Source organism: Gordonia sp. SGD-V-85 (assembly GCF_001456905.1).
GTDB lineage: Bacteria > Actinomycetota > Actinomycetes > Mycobacteriales > Mycobacteriaceae > Gordonia > Gordonia hongkongensis.
Window position 1 is genome coordinate 162,766 of record NZ_LNQO01000004.1, and the last position, 20,417, is coordinate 183,182.

The 20,417-nt window shown below is 67.8% G+C and carries 18 protein-coding genes; 9 read left to right on the forward strand and 9 right to left on the reverse strand.

Annotation, left to right across the window (positions count from 1 at the left end; translation table 11 throughout):
- Positions 1 to 55 precede the first annotated feature (55 nt).
- The 4 genes from glpX (at position 56) to AS181_RS06235 (ending at position 4,963) form a co-directional block, all read left to right on the forward strand.
- On the forward strand, positions 56 to 1,051 hold the full coding sequence (gene glpX / locus AS181_RS06220) for a class II fructose-bisphosphatase (protein ID WP_058250720.1): 996 nt from the start codon (positions 56 to 58) through the stop codon (positions 1,049 to 1,051).
- Between the two features lie 89 nt (positions 1,052 to 1,140).
- Complete coding sequence (locus tag AS181_RS06225) at positions 1,141 to 2,838, forward strand: fumarate hydratase (RefSeq protein ID WP_058250888.1); 1,698 nt, start codon at positions 1,141 to 1,143, stop codon at positions 2,836 to 2,838.
- An 8-nt stretch (positions 2,839 to 2,846) separates the two neighbouring features.
- Positions 2,847 to 4,271 carry a class II fumarate hydratase gene (locus tag AS181_RS06230; RefSeq protein ID WP_058250721.1) on the forward strand — a complete coding sequence of 475 codons (1,425 nt, stop codon included), beginning with the start codon at positions 2,847 to 2,849 and terminating at the stop codon, positions 4,269 to 4,271.
- 5 nt (positions 4,272 to 4,276) lie between these two features.
- The gene (locus AS181_RS06235; RefSeq protein ID WP_058250722.1) at positions 4,277 to 4,963 is read left to right on the forward strand and encodes a PIG-L deacetylase family protein; all 687 of its coding nucleotides are present in this window, start codon (positions 4,277 to 4,279) and stop codon (positions 4,961 to 4,963) included.
- A 367-nt stretch (positions 4,964 to 5,330) separates the two neighbouring features.
- Here the strand turns inward: AS181_RS06235 and AS181_RS06240 are convergent, their stop codons facing one another.
- Complete coding sequence (locus AS181_RS06240) at positions 5,331 to 7,049, reverse strand: sensor histidine kinase (protein WP_058250889.1); 1,719 nt, start codon at positions 7,047 to 7,049, stop codon at positions 5,331 to 5,333.
- A 171-nt stretch (positions 7,050 to 7,220) separates the two neighbouring features.
- Between AS181_RS06240 and AS181_RS06245 the strand changes: the two genes are divergently transcribed.
- Both AS181_RS06245 and AS181_RS06250 read left to right on the forward strand, forming a co-directional pair.
- Entirely contained in the window at positions 7,221 to 7,868 is a 648-nt protein-coding gene (locus AS181_RS06245; RefSeq protein WP_058250890.1) for a response regulator, read from the forward strand.
- A 168-nt stretch (positions 7,869 to 8,036) separates the two neighbouring features.
- On the forward strand, positions 8,037 to 8,276 hold the full coding sequence (locus AS181_RS06250; protein ID WP_058250723.1) for a hypothetical protein: 240 nt from the start codon (positions 8,037 to 8,039) through the stop codon (positions 8,274 to 8,276).
- Here AS181_RS06250 and AS181_RS06255 read toward each other — a convergent pair.
- The 5 genes from AS181_RS06255 to AS181_RS06275 all read right to left on the reverse strand — a co-directional run bounded on the left by AS181_RS06255 (position 8,264) and on the right by AS181_RS06275 (position 14,932).
- The gene (locus AS181_RS06255; protein WP_058250724.1) at positions 8,264 to 9,238 is read right to left on the reverse strand and encodes a L,D-transpeptidase family protein; all 975 of its coding nucleotides are present in this window, start codon (positions 9,236 to 9,238) and stop codon (positions 8,264 to 8,266) included. The two genes, AS181_RS06250 and AS181_RS06255, sit on opposite strands and share 13 nt — an antisense overlap.
- Positions 9,239 to 9,796: 558 nt before the next feature.
- Complete coding sequence (locus tag AS181_RS06260; RefSeq protein ID WP_058250725.1) at positions 9,797 to 11,089, reverse strand: PhoH family protein; 1,293 nt, start codon at positions 11,087 to 11,089, stop codon at positions 9,797 to 9,799.
- A gap of 341 nt (positions 11,090 to 11,430) precedes the next feature.
- Complete coding sequence (locus AS181_RS06265; protein WP_058250726.1) at positions 11,431 to 12,297, reverse strand: acyl-ACP desaturase; 867 nt, start codon at positions 12,295 to 12,297, stop codon at positions 11,431 to 11,433.
- Between the two features lie 43 nt (positions 12,298 to 12,340).
- Positions 12,341 to 13,648, reverse strand: coding sequence for a serine hydroxymethyltransferase (gene glyA, locus AS181_RS06270; protein WP_058250727.1), 1,308 nt, complete (start codon positions 13,646 to 13,648; stop codon positions 12,341 to 12,343).
- 51 nt (positions 13,649 to 13,699) lie between these two features.
- Positions 13,700 to 14,932: a hypothetical protein gene (locus AS181_RS06275; protein WP_058250728.1), complete on the reverse strand. Its 1,233-nt coding sequence runs from the start codon at positions 14,930 to 14,932 to the stop codon at positions 13,700 to 13,702.
- A 97-nt stretch (positions 14,933 to 15,029) separates the two neighbouring features.
- Between AS181_RS06275 and coaA the strand changes: the two genes are divergently transcribed.
- Entirely contained in the window at positions 15,030 to 15,971 is a 942-nt protein-coding gene (gene coaA, locus AS181_RS06280; protein WP_058250729.1) for a type I pantothenate kinase, read from the forward strand.
- Here the strand turns inward: coaA and AS181_RS06285 are convergent.
- Together AS181_RS06285 and AS181_RS06290 are read right to left on the reverse strand one after the other, a co-directional pair.
- The gene (locus AS181_RS06285) at positions 15,943 to 16,452 is read right to left on the reverse strand and encodes a carboxymuconolactone decarboxylase family protein (protein WP_058250730.1); all 510 of its coding nucleotides are present in this window, start codon (positions 16,450 to 16,452) and stop codon (positions 15,943 to 15,945) included. The two genes, coaA and AS181_RS06285, sit on opposite strands and share 29 nt — an antisense overlap.
- Positions 16,449 to 17,228: an SDR family oxidoreductase gene (locus AS181_RS06290; RefSeq protein ID WP_058250731.1), complete on the reverse strand. Its 780-nt coding sequence runs from the start codon at positions 17,226 to 17,228 to the stop codon at positions 16,449 to 16,451. Before AS181_RS06290 ends, AS181_RS06285 begins: the two co-directional genes overlap by 4 nt.
- 82 nt (positions 17,229 to 17,310) lie before the next feature.
- Between AS181_RS06290 and pdxR the strand changes: the two genes are divergently transcribed.
- A complete protein-coding gene (pdxR, locus tag AS181_RS06295) occupies positions 17,311 to 18,774 on the forward strand; it encodes a MocR-like pyridoxine biosynthesis transcription factor PdxR (RefSeq protein WP_058250732.1) in 1,464 nt (487 codons plus the stop codon).
- Between the two features lie 27 nt (positions 18,775 to 18,801).
- Here pdxR and AS181_RS06300 read toward each other — a convergent pair whose 3' ends face one another.
- Positions 18,802 to 19,584: an isoprenyl transferase gene (locus AS181_RS06300; RefSeq protein WP_058250733.1), complete on the reverse strand. Its 783-nt coding sequence runs from the start codon at positions 19,582 to 19,584 to the stop codon at positions 18,802 to 18,804.
- Positions 19,585 to 19,698: 114 nt separating this feature from the next.
- Here AS181_RS06300 and trhA point away from each other — a divergent pair, with 114 nt between their 5' ends.
- Positions 19,699 to 20,367: a PAQR family membrane homeostasis protein TrhA gene (gene trhA, locus AS181_RS06305; protein WP_058250734.1), complete on the forward strand. Its 669-nt coding sequence runs from the start codon at positions 19,699 to 19,701 to the stop codon at positions 20,365 to 20,367.
- The last annotated feature ends 50 nt before the right edge of the window (positions 20,368 to 20,417 follow it).

Here is a 20,417-nt window from a genome sequence, read left to right on the forward strand (position 1 = left end):
CCATCACTCGGCGCCGCTGGAGTCGACCCGCGCCGAACAGAGGAGTCGATTGCCCATGACCGTCAGCACCCATCAGGCCCCGGACCGCAACCTCGCGATGGAGTTGGTCCGCGTGACCGAGTCGGCTGCACTCGCGGCCGGTCGTTGGGTCGGTCGTGGCGACAAGAACGGCGGCGACGGCGCGGCGGTCGACGCGATGCGCGAACTGTTGTCGTCGGTCTCGATGCGCGGTGTCGTGGTCATCGGAGAGGGCGAGAAGGACGAGGCGCCGATGCTCTACAACGGCGAAGAGGTGGGCAACGGCGAAGGCCCCGACTGTGACGTCGCCGTGGATCCCATCGACGGCACCACGCTGATGGCGGAGGGCCGCCCCAACTCGATCTCGGTGATCGCGGTCAGCGAGCGCGGCACGATGTACGACCCGTCGGCGGTCTTCTACATGGACAAGATCGCTGTCGGACCCGAGGCCAAGGGCGCCATCAACATCAACGAGTCCGTCGAGTGGAACATCAACTCGGTCGCGAAGGCGAAGGGCATCGACGTCGCCGATCTGACCGTGATCGTCCTCGACCGTCCTCGTCATGCCGATCTCATCGGTGAGATCCGGCAGGCCGGCGCCAAGATCCGCCTCATCTCCGACGGTGACGTCGCCGGTGCGGTCGCCGCCGCCGACGACTACTCCACCGTCGACATGCTGATGGGCGTCGGTGGCACTCCCGAGGGCATCATCACCGCCGTCGCGATGAAGTGCATGGGCGGCGAGATCCAGGGCAAGCTGTGGCCGCGCAACGACGACGAGCGTCAGAAGGCCATCGATGCCGGCCACGACCTGGACCGGGTGCTGACCAACGACATCCTGGTCAGCGGCGAGAACGCCTTCTTCTGCGCCACCGGGGTCACCAACGGCGACATGCTGCGCGGCGTCACCTACCGGCCCAATGGCGCGACGACCCGGTCGCTGGTGATGCGCTCGAAGTCCGGCACCGTCCGCCGCATCGAGGCCGTCCACAAGCCGGCCAAGCTTCGCGGCTACTCCCGAATCGATCTCTGAGACACGACATCGGCCCCACACCAACACCGGTGACTTCACGAGTCAACCTCTGGCGTGGGGCCGATGTCGTGGGCGATACGATGCGGTCCGTGAGTAAACCAGCCTCAGCCCCCGAGTTTCTCTACTCCGATCTGCTCCCGACCGGCGCCGACGAGACCCCGTACCGGTTGATCACGACCGAGGGTGTGTCCACGTTCTCCGTCGACGGTCGGACCTTCCTGAAGGTCGACCCGGAGGCCATCCGGAGGCTCACCGCGGAGGCCATGCACGACATCAGCCACTATCTCCGCCCGGCTCATCTCGCGCAGTTGCGCAAGATCATCGACGACCCGGACGCCTCGGGCAACGACCGGTTCGTCGCCCTTGACCTGCTGAAGAACGTCAACATCTCCGCCGGCGGCGTGCTGCCGATGTGCCAGGACACCGGCACCGCCATCGTGATGGGCAAGAAGAGCGAAGGGGTCCTGACCGGCACCGACGACGCCGAAGCCATCTCCCGCGGTGTCTACGACGCCTACACGCAGCTCAACCTGCGGTACTCGCAGCTCGCCCCGCTGACGACGTACGAGGAGAAGAACACCGGCTCGAACCTGCCCGCCCAGATCGAGATCTACGCCACCGAGCAGGGGCCCAACGGTCCGGAGTACAAGTTCCTGTTCATGGCCAAGGGCGGTGGCAGCGCCAACAAGTCGTTCCTGTTCCAGGAGACGAAGGCGATCCTGAACCCGACGAGCATCCTGAAGTTCCTCGACGAGAAGATCCGCTCACTGGGCACCGCGGCCTGCCCGCCATACCACCTGGCCGTCGTGATCGGCGGCACCTCAGCCGAATTCGCGCTCAAGACCGCCAAGTACGCGTCGGCGCACTACCTCGACAACCTGCCCACGCAGGGATCGATGTCGGCGCACGGTTTCCGCGATCTCGAGCTCGAGGACGAGGTCTTCCGGCTCACCCAGTCGTTCGGCATCGGGGCGCAGTTCGGCGGCAAGTACTTCTGCCACGACGTGCGCGTGGTCCGGTTGCCCCGCCATGGAGCGTCGTGCCCGGTGGCGATCGCGGTCTCGTGCTCGGCCGACCGTCAGGCCCTCGGCAAGATCACCGCCGACGGCGTCTTCCTCGAGCAGCTCGAGACCGATCCGGCCCGCTATATGCCCGCAGCCGGTGTGGCCGAGGACATCTCGGGCGGCGAGGTGGTCGAGGTCGACCTCAACCGCCCGATGCCGGAGATCCTCGCGCAGCTCTCGGAGTATCCGGTCAAGACGCGCCTGTCGCTGACCGGACCGCTGGTCGTCGCGCGCGACATCGCCCACGCCAAGATCAAGGAACGCCTCGACGCCGGCGAGCCGATGCCCGACTACCTGCGCGACCACCCGGTCTACTACGCGGGGCCGGCGAAGACCCCCGAGGGCATGGCCTCCGGATCGTTCGGTCCGACGACGGCCGGCCGGATGGACAGCTATGTCGAGCAGTTCCAGGCCGCCGGGGGCTCGATGGTCATGCTGGCCAAGGGGAATCGATCCAAGCAGGTCACCGAGGCGTGCGGCGCGCACGGCGGTTTCTACCTCGGCTCCATCGGCGGGCCCGCGGCACGTCTCGCGCTCGACTGCATCAAGAGCCAGGAGATCATCGAGTATCCCGAACTCGGCATGGAGGCCGTGTGGAAGATCGAGGTGGAGAATTTTCCCGCCTTCATCGTCGTTGACGACAAGGGCAACGACTTTTTCACCGACCCGAGTGGGGCCGTCAACGTCCCGCTGAGCGGCATAAGGATTCGATCGAAGGAGTAGGCACGCCGATGACCGAGGAAACACAGACCGACGCGCAGGGCGAGCAGTACCGCATCGAGCACGACACCATGGGCGAGGTCCGGGTACCCGTCGACGCCCTGTGGCGGGCACAGACGCAACGTGCCGTGGAGAACTTCCCGATCAGCGGACGCCCCCTCGAACGGACGCAGATCCGGGCGATGGGACTGCTGAAGGCGGCCTGCGCCACCGTCAACGCCGACCTCGGTCTCCTCGACAAGGAGAAGGCCGACGCGATCGTCGCCGCGGCCACCGAGATCGCGGACGGACGCCACGACGACCAGTTCCCGATCGACGTGTTCCAGACCGGTTCGGGCACCAGCTCGAACATGAACACCAACGAGGTCATCGCGTCGATCGCCAAGTCCAACGGCGTCGAGGTGCATCCGAACGACCACGTCAACATGTCCCAGTCGTCCAACGACACCTTCCCGACGGCGACGCACGTCGCCGCCACCGAGGCCGCCGTCACCGACCTGATCCCGGCGCTCGAACATCTGCAGAAGACGTTGGCCGACAAGGCAACCGAATGGCGTGAGGTCGTCAAGAGCGGGCGCACGCATCTGATGGACGCGGTACCGGTCACGCTCGGACAGGAGTTCGGCGGTTACGCGCGTCAGGTCGAGGCCGGCATCGAGCGCATCACCGCCGCCCTCCCGCGCGTCGGCGAACTGCCCATCGGCGGTACCGCGGTCGGCACCGGCCTCAATGCGCCAGATGGCTTCGGTACCAAGGTGGTCGCCGAACTCGTGTCGCTCACCGGCGTCGAGTCACTCACCCTCGCGAAGGACAACTTCGAGGCGCAGGCGGCCCGTGACGGGCTCGTCGAACTCTCCGGCCAGTTGAAGACGATCGCGGTGTCGCTGACCAAGATCGCCAACGACGTCCGCTGGATGGGCTCGGGTCCGCTCACCGGGCTCGGCGAGATCCTGCTCCCCGACCTGCAGCCGGGCAGCTCCATCATGCCGGGCAAGGTCAATCCCGTTCTGCCCGAAGCTGTCACGCAGGTGGCGGCGCAGGTCATCGGCAACGACGCCGCGGTCACCTGGGGCGGCGGCAACGGCGCCTTCGAACTCAACGTCTACATCCCGATGATGGCGCGCAACGTCCTCGAGTCCCTCAAGCTGCTCGCGAACGTCTCGCGGTTGTTCGCCGACCGCTGTATTACCGGTCTGCAGGCCAACACCGAGCGGTTGCGCACGCTCGCGGAGAGTTCGCCGTCGATCGTCACCCCCCTCAACAGCGCCATCGGCTACGAGGAGGCAGCGGCCGTCGCCAAGCAGGCACTGAAGGAGGGCAAGACCATCCGCGAGACCGTCCTCGAACGTGGCCTGGTCGGCGAGAAGCTGACCGAGGACGAACTGGACGCCCGGCTCGACGTGCTGAAGATGGCCAATCTCGACCGGGAGCGCTGAGAACCGTGACGGCGCAGCTGCTCCCCTTCCCCACCGACTGGCAGACCGCACTCGTGCTCGTCGCCCACCCCGACGACCCCGAGTACGGGATGGCGGCGGCCGTCGCCCGCTGGACCGGCGAGGGCAAGCGAGTCGTCTACGCGCTGGCCTCGAGCGGCGAGCGGGGCATCGAAGGTCTGCCACCCGCCGAGTGCGGCCCCCTGCGGGAAGCGGAGCAGCGCGCGTCCGCGTCGATCGTCGGCGTCGACGAGGTGGAGTTCTGGGGGTTCCCCGACAGTGACATCCGCAACGTGCCGGAGTTGCGGGACAAGATCACGGAGACCGTCGAACGGGTGCGTCCGCAGGTGATCGTCTCGCTCTTCGGTGGGCCCGAGTGGGCGCCGGGCATGCCCAACCAGCGCGACCACATGGAGTTCGCCGCGGCGGTCGTCGAGGCCTACGACGCCCTGGAAGCCCCGCCGTCGTGGTTGTTCGAGAACGGTCCGGCGGCGACCCACGGCGTCGAGGTCGAGGAACAACTCGACGCGGCCGTTCGAGCACTCGCCGCCCACGACCGCTACCTCTCCGTCCTCGATCCGGACACCCCGGTCCTCGACCAGGCGCGGGCGCAGATCGAGATGGCGACCGCGCCGCGGGACGGCGATGCCCGTCATGTGACCGGCTTCGAGCTCAAACGGGGTCGGCCCGCCTGAGGCCGGCACGACTCACCGCGCATCAGCAGCGGCGGCAGCGGCAGCGGCGACGACCCGACGTTTCCTTGGCCCCTCGGATCGGTGACCTTCGGCCCCTCCCGGCGGGCGCGACGTCGGTGGATGGTGTGAGGGTCAATTTCTCCGCACACAGTCGGAGCAAGCTCTCCCAGGGGGACCGTCATCACTCTCACGGCCGTTCTCGTCGCTTTCCTCGCCGCATTCGCCGTCTGCGCGATCATCGGATTGTCCGTGTGGCTGCTCGTGCTCTTCGGCGTGCTCACCGGACTCCAAACGGTCGCCTGGCTGACCGAACGCATGTCGGCATGGCGACTACCGGCCGAGGCGGACGCCCCCTAGTGGTGTGTCACTAGAGCTGCGCCGACCACCGCAGCGCGAGACCGCCGCCCGGCGGCGGGGTCGTCGTGAACGTTCCGCCGGCCTTCTCGGCCCGGAGCGCGAGGTTGGCCAGACCGCTCGGAGTCACGTCCGCCGGCAGCCCGATGCCGTTGTCGATGACCTGGACGACCAGCTCGTCGGCGACCGTGATCGACACCGTCACCGTCGTGGCCCGGGCGTGCTTCACGACGTTGCTGACCGCCTCGCGTATCACCGCGACGACATTCTCGGCCAATGGGCGATCGACCACGGACAGCGGACCCGAGGTCCGCACGTGCATCTGGATCGGCAGGTCGTCGATCTGCTGGTCGATGACCTCCTGCACACGCTGGCGCAACCGAGTGACGGTCATGTCCTCCGTCTGCAGGTCGAAGATGGTCGAGCGCACCTCCTGGACGATGTCCTGGAGGTTGTTGATCGAGCGGGTGAGCCGCGACCGGATATCGGGTGAGTGGGTGCGCTGCAGCGTCGCCTGTAGGCTGAGCCCCTCGGCGAAGATCCGCTGGATCACATGATCGTGGAGGTCGCGCGCGATACGCTCGCGGTCTTCGAGCACGCGCATGTGGTGGGCCTGCATCGTCGCGGTGGCCAACTGCATCGCGAGTGCGGCCTGGTCGGCGAAGTCCGCGCTCAGTCCCAGCAGATCCCGGGCGAACGGCTCCCGCCCGTCGGCCCGCATGGCGATCAGCACTCCCCGTGTGGAATCGACGGTGCGCAGCGGGGCGGCCATGACCGGCCCGTAGCGCGTCGAATCGCCGACCTCGTACTCCAGGTGATTCCGGAGCACGGGCCGGCGCTGGACGAACGCCGTCCCCGAGGTGGACCCGGTGATGGGGATGCTCTGGCCGCGGAAGACGTGTCCGTCTTCTCCCTCGGCGACCGTGATCACCAGTTCGTCGATCAGTTCCACGGGTTCTTCGGTGTCGTGGGGCTCGGCGATGAAGACCAGGTCGGCATCGGCCAGGGTCAGCACCTTCCGCGCGATCTGCTCGAGGACGTCTTGATGATCGGCGCCGGTCAGCAACTCGGTCATCACGTCCCGGTTGGCCTCGATCCAGGCCAGCTGGTTCTGCGCCTGCGCGTAGAGCCGGGCGTTGTCGATCGCGATCCCGGCAGCCGACGCCAGCGCCTGGATGACCACCTCGTCGTCCTCGGTGAAGACGCCGCCGTTTTTCTTCTCGGTCAGATAGAGATTGCCGAAGACCTCGTCGCGGACCCGGATCGGCGTGCCGAGGAAACTCGTCATCGGCGGGTGGTTGGCCGGGAAACCCGCCGATTCGGGGTGCTCGGACAAATCGGACAACCGCAGGAGCTCGGGCTGGTCGATGAGCTGACCGAGGACGCCGCCACCGGTGGGCAGGTCGCCGATCAGTACCCGGGTCTCGGCGTCGATGCCCTGGGAGAGGAACGCGGACAGGTGATGCCCGCTCCCGAGCACGCCCAGCGCCCCGTACTCGGCGTCGACGAGACGGATCGCCGACGCCACGATCGATTCGAGAGTGGTTTCCAGATCGAGTCCGGAACTGACGACCAACATCGCCTGCAGGAGCCCGTCGGTCTGATCGCGTACGTCGGCGATCAGGCTGATCCGGTCGGAGACCTCGTCGAGCAGTTCGCGCAAACGCATCTGCGACAGCGCTTTCTGCAATTCGAGCGATCTCGGATCCAGTTCCGAGAATTCGGAAACCATGTACCGGATCATAGTCAGGTTCATTTCCGGGTGCTGCACTTCGGGTTCGAACGCGGTTTCGCTCGGGGTGGGACACGAGCGATGACATTTAATTAGACCTGCACACATTCGTCTAATTCGTCCGGCCCGTCCTACAATCCGATTCAGGTGTCCGATCCGGAGGGAGACGGCATGATCAGGGTTTTCCTGGTGGACGACCACGAAGTCGTCCGACGGGGACTCGTCGAGTTGCTCGACTCCGTTTCCGACGTGGAGGTCGTCGGCGAGGCCGCCACCGTCGCGCAGGCGCTCGCGCGCATTCCCGCGGTGTCTCCGGATGTCGCCGTGCTCGACGTCCGGCTTCCGGACGGCAACGGCATCGAATTGTGCCGTGAGCTCCTCAGCAGAGTGGACGGCCTGCGTTGCCTCATGCTGACCTCACTGACCGACGACGAGGCGATGATGGACGCCATCCTGGCCGGGGCCAGCGGTTACGTGATCAAGGACATCACCGGGATGGAACTGGCGCAGGCGATCGCCGAGGTGGGCGCCGGCCGGTCTCTGCTCGACAATCGCGCCGCGGCAGCCTTGATGGATCGGTTACGCGCCCGGCAGGACGCCGCGGAACCGGCGGACGACGGACTCAGCGAGCAGGATCGGACGCTGCTGGCCCTACTCGGCGAGGGCCTGACCAACAGGCAGATCGCCGCGCGGATGCATCTCGCCGAGAAGACCGTCAAGAACTACGTCTCGCGACTGCTCGGCAGGCTCGGCATGGAGCGCCGGACCCAGGCGGCGGTGTACGCGGCGAAGACCGCGAACCGCGACCGACGACGCTGACGCGCCGCGCGGGGGGCCACGCGGGGGGTCGATCGAACGATGTGTCATTCGACTCTTGAGATCTACATCACATAAGCTGACACTGAAATGGTCGCTCGTCCGAACAGGGAGGGCTCTCGGACGAGTGCGGCCCGACGCCCGAACAAGTGACAGAGAAGGTCCATCGAGATGACAGTTGTTTCCGCATTCGTGGAAACCGGGACTTCCCCCTCCGACCGGCACTGCGGCAGTTGCGGACGCGCGTTCGCGATCCGTACGCCGCTCCGCCAGTCCGATCTGGACGATCTCGCCCGGGTCAACGGGTGGCACATCAGCACCGAGGCCACGTGGTGCCCCGGCTGCCGATGTGCCCGGATGAGTTTGTCCGACGTTCGCGCCCGGCCCGGCCGGACCGATCAGCCCGCCTGACCGCCGAGCCCGAACAGGGCCGGAACCACGCCGACGAGCTGCGAGAGCAGACCGGTCAGGACGTCGGCACCCGGAACGCCCGAGGTGGTGGGAGGCGTCGTCCCCGGCGTCGTGCCCGGAGCGGTTTGAGGGGTTGCTCCGGGCGCGTCGCCTGCGGGTGCACCCTGGTTGACACCGATGGTGATCTTCGGGTTCTTGGCCGGATCGAGCCACACGAGGATCTGTTTCATCAGCTCGCGTTCGATCGCGACGCAGCCCATGGTCGGTTCACCGTTGGTCACGTGGAGGAACATCGCCGACGCCCGCCCCGGGGTGCGTTGCGGGTTGTGCGCGATGTTGACCGCGTAGTCGTAGACCGGGCCGGAGTTGTAGAGGTTCTCACTGTCCCCGCCGGGGCTCTGCGGCTGACGCACGTGCGTGTTGTAGGTCGGCGACTTCATGTTCGAGTCCCACCAGTCCTGCTGGTCGACCTTGCGATACGGCATCTTGGTCCCGGGATTCTCCGCACGGCCGAAGGCCTGGTCGAGCGGGAAGGTGCCCTGCGGGGTCCGGTGGACGTTGTCCTTCGGCTCGCCCATGCCCAGCGAACCGAGGTAGGCCTTCGTCGGGCCGATGACGGGTTTCCAACTGCCGTCGGCGCCCCGGTCGAAGGCCGTCAGGGTGGCGGTGGTGTCGGACGCCTTCGGCGCGGTCACGACGATCATCTGGCTCGTCGGCCCACCCGCCCCGGGTACACCGGCACCGCCGGTGCCGTCGTCCGACCCGGTCCCACCGGCGAGCTGGTCGAGAATGCCGTCGAGCAGCGGCATGCCCGACCCGGGCGTCGTTCCCGGACTAGGCGTGGTGGACGTCCCCGGCGTGGATGTCTCGGGTGTAGTTGTCTCTGGGGCGGCGACCGACTGCCCGGCGCCGCCGACAACCGCGGCGAGCACCGCGATCACCAACAGTCCCAGCAGTCTCATTCGCCTCATCAGTAACTTCTGCACCATGCCAGTCTGACAGTACGCAAGAGACCATGAGTCACGTCCTGGTCACGGTGCGGTTCGGATCGGGTGTCGGCGACGAGTCGGTCAGCGTATGGACAGAAGCCGGATTCACTCGGTCGAGGTCGATTTCTCGATTCGAAAACACAGAATTGCCATGATTCGAGAGGCAGTACAAAAACGCATTCGACGAATTAATCTGAGAAAGGGGTCGAATTCTCTTGGACTTTGTTTGCGCGTTTGTTATCAGATCATTACTGTTGCGAACGACGGCGTCGAATAGAGGCGGCCGTCGAAACGGATAGCCATTCGATTAAGGGAGAACAATGACATCCTTGGAGAACGTCGAACTGCTCACCGCCATCGTCGACCTCTTGAATTCGCTCCGCGACTTCACCCCGATCGAACCGCCGACCGCCTGATCTGACACACGAGGGCCGCGTCGACTCCCTTCCGGAGTCGACGCGGCCTTCGAGTTTCCGGCGGCGAAATCCTTACGGCCACCGAGCAATTGGAACCCAGAGGTCGGCGCCGACCCTACGGCGCGAACTCCTCGAGCATCTCGGTCACGAGTGCGGCGATCGGCGACCGCTCGCTGCGGGTGAGCGTGATGTGCGCGAAGAGCGGGTGTCCCTTCAGCTTCTCGATGACCGCGGCGACGCCGTCATGGCGGCCCACGCGAAGATTGTCACGTTGCGCGACATCGTGGGTCAGCACCACGCGAGATCCCGACCCCAGGCGGGACAGGACGGTGAGCAACACGTTGCGTTCCAGCGACTGCGCCTCGTCGACGATGACGAACGAATCGTGCAGCGACCGCCCGCGGATGTGCGTCAGAGGCAGCACCTCCAGCATGCCGCGGCTCAAGACCTCGTCGATGACCTCCGGCGACGCGAGCCCCTCCAGCGTGTCGAAGACCGCCTGCGCCCACGGACCCATCTTGTCGGACTCACTACCGGGCAGATAGCCGAGCTGTTGTCCGCCGACGGCGTACAGCGGCCGGAACACGACGACCTTCCGCTGGGTACGCCGTTCCAGGACCGCTTCCAGTCCCGCACAAAGCGCGAGCGCCGATTTTCCGGTACCGGCCTTGCCGCCGAGCGAGACGATCCCCACGCTCTCGTCGAGGAGCAGGTCGAGGGCGACCCGCTGCTCGGCCGACCGTCCGTGCAGTCCGAAGGCCTCGCGGTCGCCGCGGACCAGTTGCACCCGCTTGTCCGCGTTCACCCGGCCCAGGGCACTCGACGTGGCGCTGAGCAGTCGAACACCGGTGTGACACGGCAGTTCGCGTGCCTCGTCGAGGTCGACGACGCCCTCGGCGAACAGCGTGTCGACCGTGGCGGTGGCGACATCGAGTTCGGTCATGCCCGACCACCCTGAGACCACGACATCCTGCGCGTGGTACTCGTCGGCGGCCAGGCCCACCGCGCCGGCCTTCACCCGCAGCGGTGTGTCCTTCGAGACCAGGGTCACGTCCTTGCCCTCGGCGCGCAGGTTCAGTGCGCAGGCGAGGATCCGGGAGTCGTTCGAATCGGTGCGGAAGCCGGCGGGCAGCACCGCGGGGTCGGTGTGGTTGAGCTCCACCTGGAGGGTGCCGCCCTCGTCGCCGATCTCGAGCGGCAGGTCCAGCCGGCCGTGTTCGAGTCGCATGTCGTCGAGCATGCGCAACGCCTCACGCGCGAACCAGCCGAGTTCGTGGTGGTGACGTTTGCCCTCGAGTTCGCTGATGACCACCAGTGGCAGCACGACGTGGTGTTCGGCGAAACGCATGACCGCCCAGGGATCGGACAGCAGCACGGAGGTATCGAGGACGTAGGTGCGTGTGGTCACGTGGGGCTCCTACGTTCGTGCGGCTCCCGCACAAACCAGTGTTGGTCGACCGGCCGGTCCAGTTGTCCGTTGTCCCGGCGTCAGCCGAGGGGGACGAGGACCGGGGCCGGTCCCCTCGCGTTGCTCGCACAAACCACGAATTGAACCTCCCGAACGAACCGCTTCCCCGCGGTCCGTCACTCGCCAACGTACGCGCGGAAATCGTTGGCGGCGCGCCGGAATCCGGTGTGTCGGCGTGAATTGTGGGTAAACCGCCGTATCGTTTCCACCGGAGACGCAACACGGCGCCACCAGGACTTTCGTCGTCCCGGTGGCGCCGTGTTCGTACTGGGCGCGAGTCGTCAGCGGCCGGTGCGGGCGAGGATGCGGGTGCGCGCGGCCTCCGCCTCCTCACCAAGACCGGAGACGGTGTCGAGCTTGACCGCGTCGGCCAGGGCCGCCGCGATGGCCGCCTTCACCTCGGCGTTCTCGTAGTCGGCGAGGAGTGCGCGCTCGGCGTCGAAGTCGGCGATGTCGTGGCCGATCGGCTCGTCGAGGGCCAGCGCCCGGTCGATGGCGAGGACCGTGGTGTCCTGGTCGGCGACGACACCGGCGTTGAGGGACGCGCCGAAGGTGGTGGCCTGGCCCTGGTCGTCGTTGGAGATCTTCGTCAGGATCTCCACGAGCGCCTCGTCGCCGGCAACCGCCGACAGGCGCTTGATGAAGTGCACGCACTGGTTCTCGTGTACCGCCATCAGCGCGAGCACGTCGAGCGGGCCGAGCGGCTCGACCTGCTCCGGCGTCTGCCGATACCCCTGCGTGACGTGGATGCGACGACGCTCCTCGGCGTCCACCGGATCGATCGCGCGCCGCACGACGAGGTAGTCGCGCAGGACGATCGCGTGGCGGTTGTCCTCGGCGGTCCACACGCCCACGAGCTGCCGCCAGTCCGAGAAGGCCGGGAAGTGCTTGGCCAGCACCCGGTGGTACGACGGCAGGTTGTCCTTGGTCAGCAGGAGGGCGAGCAGTCCCGCACGTGCCTCATCGGACAGGAAGGCCTCCGACGGATCGAAATCCGCTCCGCCGAGGAACCCGAAGTTGCGTCCGTCGTCCCACGGCACCCAGTCGTGCGGATTCCACGGAGCCGCGGCCGACTGGTGGTCTTCGGCGATCTCGGGAAGAGCCTTCTCGAGCGCGATGATCAGGTCGTCTTCAGTGAGGGCGTTCATCGCTGAAAGGATACGGACGCGCCGCCGGGACAGGCAATCCAGGTCAGATCCGGCTCATCAGGCCCCACTCCTCGAGACCGTCGTAGAGCGGGAAGTCGAGCGCGAGCTTGGACACGCGACCACGCAGCGCCGAGACGTCGGCGGCGTCGCCGGCCGCGAGCGCGGTGGCGATGATGTCGGCGACCTCGGTGAACTGTTCGTCGTCGAAGCCGCGGGTGGCCAGCGCCGGGGTGCCGATGCGCAGGCCCGAGGTGACCATCGGCGGCCGCGGATCGAACGGCACCGCATTGCGGTTGACGGTGATGCCGACCTGATGCAGCAGGTCCTCGGCCTGCTGGCCGTCGAGTGCGCTGTTGCGCAGATCGACGAGCACGAGGTGGACGTCGGTACCGCCGGTCAGGACCGAGACGCCGGCGCCGGCCACATCCGTGCCGTTGAGGCGTTCGGCGAGAATCCGCGCCCCGGACAGGGTGCGCCGCTGGCGCTCGGCGAATTCGTCGGTGGCGGCGATCTTCAGGGCCACCGCCTTACCGGCGATCGCGTGCATGAGCGGCCCGCCCTGCTGACCGGGGAACACCGCCGAGTTCAGCTTCTTGGCCCACTCCTGCTTGGCCAGGATGATCCCCGAACGCGGGCCGCCGAGGGTCTTGTGCACGGTCGAGGACACGACGTCGGCATGCGGGACCGGCGACGGATGCAGGCCGGCGGCGACGAGACCGGCGAAGTGGGCCATGTCGACCCAGAGGTATGCACCGACCTCGTCGGCGACGGAGCGAAACGCCTCAAAGTCGAGCGTGCGCGGGTAGGCCGACCACCCGGCGACGATGACCTTCGGTTTGACGTCGAGGGCGATCTTGCGCACCTCGTCCATGTCGATGCGGAAGTCCTCTTTGCTCACGCCGTAGAAGGCGTTCTCGTAGAGCTTGCCGGAGAAGTTCAGGCGCATGCCGTGGGTGAGGTGACCGCCGTGCGCGAGGTCGAGACCGAGCATGGTCTCCCCCGGCTCCATCAGGGCCTGCAGCACCGCGGCGTTGGCCTGGGCACCCGAGTGCGGTTGCACGTTCGCGAAGTCGGCGCCGAACAGTTCCTTCGCCCGGTTGCGGGCGATGTCCTCGACGACGTCGACGTACTCGCACCCGCCGTAGTAGCGACGTCCCGGATATCCCTCGGCGTATTTGTTGGTCAACACGCTGCCCTGGGCCTGCAGCACCGCACGCGGCACGAAGTTCTCCGAGGCGATCATCTCGAGGGTGTCCCGCTGGCGGCTGAGTTCACCGTTCATGGCGGCTGCGACGTCGGGGTCGAGCTCGGCCAGGGACATCGAGTTCAAGGATGACGGATTCGCGGTCATGCCCCGATTCTAGGTACCAGGCGCCGGGAGCGAAGCGAGCGGGCCGAGTGTCTACAGCAGTTCGCGCCGCAGACTCGCCGGGATGAGTGGTTCGTCGAGTAGGCGACCGAAGGCGGCCGCGCGGTCGTCGGCCTGCTCGAGCCACGCCTCGACCAATCGGTATCCCTCGACGTAGGTGCTGATGTACGCGCGCCAGAGCGGCGAGGTGAGGAATCGCAGCATCTGCCGGGCCCGTTCCTCGGGTGCGAGAAGCCAGCGCCGGAGATGTTCGGCGACGGTGTCGGCGTCGGCGTGGCGGTCGTGCAGCAGCAGCGCGGCGTCCTGACGAACGCCGAGGAGCCCGGCGGTGGCGCGTCCGACGCCCATCGCCCGGCCGGCGTCGAAGCGGAGTCCGAGGTCGGCGTAGATCTCCTGTGCCCACGTTTCCCACTCGGGACCGACGATCGCGGCCAGCGCGTGGTCGGCGAGGCCCTCGGCCATCAGGCACTGCGGGGTGTTGACCAGGAAGATCGACTGCTCGTCGTGCCCCGCGCCGACGAGCAACTGCTCTTTACGGCAGTGCTCGGTGTGGTGACCGGGGTAGGCCTCGTGCGCGATGAGCGCGGGCAGGGAGGACATGTACTGCGTGAGATCGGCGTTGATGGCGACGCGTGAGCGATAGTTGCCGAGGTAGTAGTTGAATCCCGACCACGGCTTGTCGGTGACGACCTCGAACTCGACGATCTCGTTGTCCGGCAACGGATATGCGGACCGAACTCGTTCGCGGAGCGCGCCGCTGAACGCGCGGACACACTCGTCGACCCGCTCGGGCGGGATCTCGTCGGCACGCCGGTGCGCGGCGTAGATGTCGCGGAGCTCGTCGCCGGTGGCGCCCGGGACGCCGAGGGCCTCCGCCAGGTCGGCGTGCGCCTGCCGATACCGGTCCGGATCGGCCATCGCGATGTCGACGTCGAAGTAGGCGCGGACCTCGTCGACGAATCCGACGTCGTCGCCGGCGAATTTGCGCGCCGAGCACTCCAGCGCGCGCAGGTGGGCGCCGATGAACTCGGCGCGCGCCGCGTCGAGAGCACCGGGCAGGTCGGCGAGCAGCCCGCGCGCGCGGTCGGCGAGCCGGGCGGGATCGGGTGCGGACGCGTTCTCGACCTCCGCCTTCAGCGCGGGATCGCCGGTGTAGGCGTCGACGAAGCCCCGTTCGAGGCGGTCGAAAGCGAGGCCGAGGCGGAGGTACTCGGCCACCAGCGGGTCCGAGGCGTGGTCGGTGTCGGCGACGGTCGGGGACGGCATACCGGCAGGCTACCGATCGACGCTGTCACACGTCGCCCTAAGCTGTACGCATGATCACTCCGGGAGCGGCGGAACCGACATCGGCGGAGCTGCCCTGATGGCCCGCAACGCCACCGATCGGGATCCCAGTCTGTACCTGGAACTCGACCGGAGGCAGTGGCGCGAACTCCGCGAGTCGATGCCCCTGGTCCTCAACGAGGACGAACTGGCCGAGCTCGTCGGCCTCGGTGAGCAGATCGACCTCGACGAGGTCGCCGACGTGTATCTGCCGCTCTCTCGTCTGATCCACCTGCAAGTCGCTGCGCGGCAACGGTTGTTCGCCGCGACCTCCACCTTCCTCGGTGAGCGACAGACCAATCGGCAGGTGCCCTTCGTCATCGGGATCGCCGGCAGTGTGGCGGTCGGGAAGTCGACGACGGCACGCGTGCTCGCCGCCCTGCTCGCCCGCTGGGAGTCCCACCCGAAGGTGGACCTGATCACCACCGACGGTTTTCTGCTGCGCACCGCGGAGATGCAGCGTCGGGGCATTCTGCACCGCAAGGGATTTCCCGAGTCCTACGATCGCCGGGCCCTTCTGCGCTTCGTCACCGAGGTGAAGTCGGGTGCGCGCGAGGTCGCCGCGCCGGTCTACTCGCACCTCGCCTACGACATCGTGCCCGACGTCTATCACTATGTGCGCCAGCCCGACATCCTGATCCTCGAGGGCCTCAACGTGCTCCAGACCGGAGCGACGCTGATGGTCTCGGACCTGTTCGACTTCTCCATCTACGTCGACGCCAAGATCGACGACATCGAATCCTGGTACATCTCGCGCTTCCTGCAGATGCGGACCACCTCGTTCGCCAACCCGGACTCGCACTTCCACGCGTACGCGTCGCTGACCGACGATCAGGCGACCGCCGCGGCCCGGGATCTGTGGACCTCGATCAACCGTCCGAATCTGATCGAGAACATCCTGCCCACCCGGCCGCGGGCGTCACTGGTGCTGCGCAAGGACTACGACCACTCCATCAACCGGGTGCGCCTGCGGAAGCTCTGACCGACGACGCGGCCCGGCGTTCGTCGAGTCCGGCCGGGTACCCGCCGGCCAGCGCGATGCGGTTCCACGCGTTGATCATCACGATCGACGCGACCAGCTGACCCATCGCGGCGGCGTCGAAATAGGCTCGTGCGGAATCGAACACGTCGTCGGGGACACCGTTCTCGCCGATCAGCGTGACGCTCTCGGTGAGAGCCAGCGCCGCCCGTTCGGCCGGGGTGAACGCCGATCCGGCCTCCCGCCACGCGGCGATCATCATCAGTTTGTGCGGGTCGATGTCCTTGGCGAGGGCATCGGAGGTGTGCATGTGCAGGCAGTAGGCGCACCCGTTGAGTTGCGAGGCCCGGATGACGATCAGTTCGGCGAGTTCTGGGTCAACGCCGGCCGACGATGCCCGCTGCAGAGCCACGAGGGCCTTGTACACGGACGGATTGTCCTGCGGTATCCACATTCTCGTCGCCGGCCGGGCGGCGGCGCTCATCGCCGTTCCCCGGCATTCGCACTCTCGCGACCGGCCAGCCACCCGTCGAGCGTCGTCGACGTGACGACGTCGGGATCGGCGGGCACGAGTCCGCCCCCGCGGATCGCCGGCCCCCCGAACCGGACGCCGAATATCCATCGCGGTGAGCCGGTCTGCGCAGCAACCGCTTTCGCCACATCGACCAGGTCCATCTCCACCGGTCCGCTCACCTCGATCGTCCGCTTCCCGGTCGGACCCGCGGTCACCACGTCGGCGACCGCCACGGCCACGTCGGCGACCGCGGCCGGGGCGCACCGCATCCTGGGCACCGCGGCGATCGGACCGAACCCCATCGACGACATCATCTGCTCGGCGAGCTCGAACCACTGCACCGACGCAAGGATGCTGAGTGCCGCGGGGTCGACGACCTCGCCGTAGGCGGCCTCCTGTGCCGCTTTGCCCTGGTAGTAACCGAATTTGGCGTTGACCGCCGGATCGCCGGCGTTGACGATCGACACCACGACGACGTGCGCGACGCCGGCCGTCGTCGCGGCGCGGCCGATCTTGGTCGCCGTGGTCTCGAAGAAGTCGATCGCCTCCTTCGCCTTCAGCGTCTGGAGACTGAGGCAGTCGACGACGGCGTCGGCACCGTCGAACGCCGCCGCCAGACCCGTTCCGGTGTAGGCGTCGACGCCGGTCGCCCGGCTGGCGCGCACCACCTCGTGGCCCCGCTCGACGAGCAGGTCGGCGACCCGACTTCCCAGCGCACCGCTGGCACCCACGACCACGATCTTCATCTCGTTCCTCCTCAAGGACGGACAGCTCTGTGTTGTGGGTTTAGGCTATGCCGCAATTAGCTCAAGAAAGTGGTCCAATCCGATGGCAGAAAAGCGGGTCAATTCGATGGCGGATCCCTGGGCCGAAGTAGCCGAGCGGCTGGGCGCGGACCTTTTCCTCGATCTGCAGCCCGATCCGGGCGCGGGTGCACGCGGGCGCGGTGCCACCCTGCGCCGGGCCCTCACCGAGGCGCTGCGCTCGGCCATCCTCGACAACCGGCTGCCCGCGGGCACCGCATTGCCGCCGTACCGATCCCTCGCCGCGGACCTCGGTCTCGCTCGCGGCACCGTGTCGGCGGTCTACTCCGAACTGATCGCGGAAGGGTGGCTGACCGCGCGCCAGGGCTCGGCCACCCGGGTCGCCGACGGTGCGGCACGGCCACCGGCCATCGACGATCCCGGTGCGTCCACCGCCTTGCCGGCCCTGCGTCACGACTTCTCGCTGGGACGACCCTGCGCCGGGATGTTCCCGCGCAACGACTGGATCCGCGCCACCCGACGCGCCCTGACCGAGACCCCCGACGACGCCTTCGGACCGGCTCACCCCCGCGGGCGCCTCGAGCTGCGGAACGCCCTCACCGGTTACCTGGCCCGCACGCGGGGTGTCCGCACCGCACCGGACCTGATCGTTCTCGGGACGTCGGTGCTGTCGGCACTGGAGTTGTTGGCGCGCACGGTGATCGGTGGTGTCGTCGCGGTCGAGAGCCACGGTCTGCCCTTTCATCGGCACGCCCTCGAGCGCGGCGGCGCGCGGGTCGTACCGGTGCGCATCGACGCCGACGGCATGGTGATCGACGAGCTCGAACGCACCGGGGCGGCCGCGGTCGTGCTGACCCCCAGCCACCAGTTCCCCACCGGTGTCGCTCTTTCGCCGGCGCGCCGGATGCAGGTCGTCGACTGGGCGCGGCGGACCGGCGCGGTCATCGTGGAGGACGACTACGACGGCGAGTTCCGCTACGACCGCGAACCGGTCGGTGCGTTGCAGGCGCTCGGCCCCGACGTCGTCGTCCACACCGGCTCGCTGAGCAAGAGCCTGTCGCCGGCGGTACGCGCGGGCTGGCTGGCCACTCCCGCCCACCTGGTCGAACCGGTGTTGCGCGGCAAGGGCTTCCGTGAGGCCGACGCGAGCATCGTCGATCAGCTCACGCTGGCCGAACTGATCGGTTCCGGAGCCTACGACCGGCACATCCGGCGCAGCCGTCAGGCCTACCGGACCCGGCGCGATGCGCTGGTGTCGGCCCTGGCCGGAATCGGACTCGAACTCCCCGGCATCGCCGCCGGACTGCACGCGTTGATCCCCGTCGACCATGCCGACGAGGGAACCATCGTCCACCGGGCCTACGAACGCGGAATCGCGGTGACCGGACAGTCCCTGTTCCGGCATCCCGACGCCGACCCGCTGCCCTCCGGCGGGATCGGCGTCGGCTTCGGCACTCCCGCGGCGTCGACCTTCGGCGCCGATCTCACCGCATTGACCGGGCTCCTGGCCGACTCCGCCGCACGCTGAACCCGGCGCGGATCGACACCGGCGGAGTCACTTGCCGAACCGCCGGCTCCGCGCGGAGTAGTCGCGCAAGGCGCGCAGGAAGTCCACCCGACGGAACTCCGGCCAGTAGGCGTCGGTGAACCAGATCTCCGAATAGGCGCTCTGCCACAACAGGAATCCCGACAGCCGCTGCTCTCCGGAGGTCCGGATCACGAGATCCGGGTCGGGCTGACCCTTGGTGTAGAGATTGGCGTCGATCGCCTCCACGGTGACCGCATCCACCATCTCGGCCGCAGTCGCCCCGGCGGTCACCTTCTCCTCCAGGAGTGCGCGAACCGCGTCCACGATCTCCTGGCGCCCGCCGTATCCGACGGCGACGTTGACGTTCATCCCCTGCCGTTCGGCGGTGCGGTCGGCGGCCGCCCGCAGACGTCCGGCCACCGGCTCGGGCAGTGCGTCGAGGGTGCCGACGATGCGGATCCGCCACTCGCCCTCGGACGCGGAGATCTCGTCGACGATGTCCGGCACGATCTCGAGGAGTGCGTCGAGCTCGTCCGACGACCGGTTGAGGTTCTCGGCCGACAACAGGTAGATCGTGACGGCTTCGATGCCCAGGCCGGCGCACCAGCCGAGCATGTCCGCGATGCGCTGGGCACCCACGCGATGTCCGTGGCTGACGTCCTCGAAACCAGCCTCACGCGCCCACCGCCGGTTGCCGTCGCAGATGATCGCCACGTGACGCGGCAGGCGCTCGGTGTCGAGGAGCTGGATGAGCCGCCGTTCGTAGACGGAGAGAACGGGTCGTCGAAGCCGGTCCGGCAGGAGCTTCATCCTCGCGTCGTTCCCGCGTCGTGTCGGCCTCGTGTCACGCAGGACACCTTACGCGTCGCATCGCGCCTTGCCGGTGACGCTGTGGACGCGCGAAGTTACGGTACCGTAGGTTCGGTGAGCACGTTGCTGAACCCGCCGGCTGACGTCCGCCCACGACTGCGCGGGGTCATCCACCACTACTCCGCCTATGTGGCCGCGGTCGCGGGGCTGGCCCTGGTGATCGGCGCGGCCACGGTCGGCGACCCCGTCGCCGTCGTCCCGTGTGCCGTCTACGCGGTCACCGTGCTCGGACTCTTCGCGATCAGCGCCGGCTACCACCGGATTCCGTGGAAGACCGCCCGCGCGCGGACCCGGATGAAACGTGCCGACCACGCGATGATCTTCCTGTTCATCGCCGTCACCTACACGCCGTTCTGCGCCCTCGGGCTTCCCTCGCCGACCAGTTGGTGGGTCCTCGGCATCGTCTGGGCCGGCGCAGCCGCCGGTGCGACCCTCAAGATCGCGTGGCCCGGCGCACCCCGCTGGCTCGGGGTCACCCTCTACATCGTGCTGGGCTGGGTGATCGTGGCCGTCGCCCCGGCGCTCGTCGGCGAGACCGGTCTGCCCGTTCTGATCCTGCTCGCGCTCGGCGGTGTCTTCTACAGCGTCGGTGGCGTCCTCTATGCGGCACGCTGGCCCGACCCCTGGCCGGAGACCTTCGGTCATCACGAGGTGTTCCATGCATGCACCGCAGTCGCGGCCCTGCTGCACTACGTCGCCGCCTGGCTCCTGGTGTTGGGCTGACCTGCCCGTTCGCTGACCGCGCGCGGTTCGGGCATGACCGCCGTCGCTAT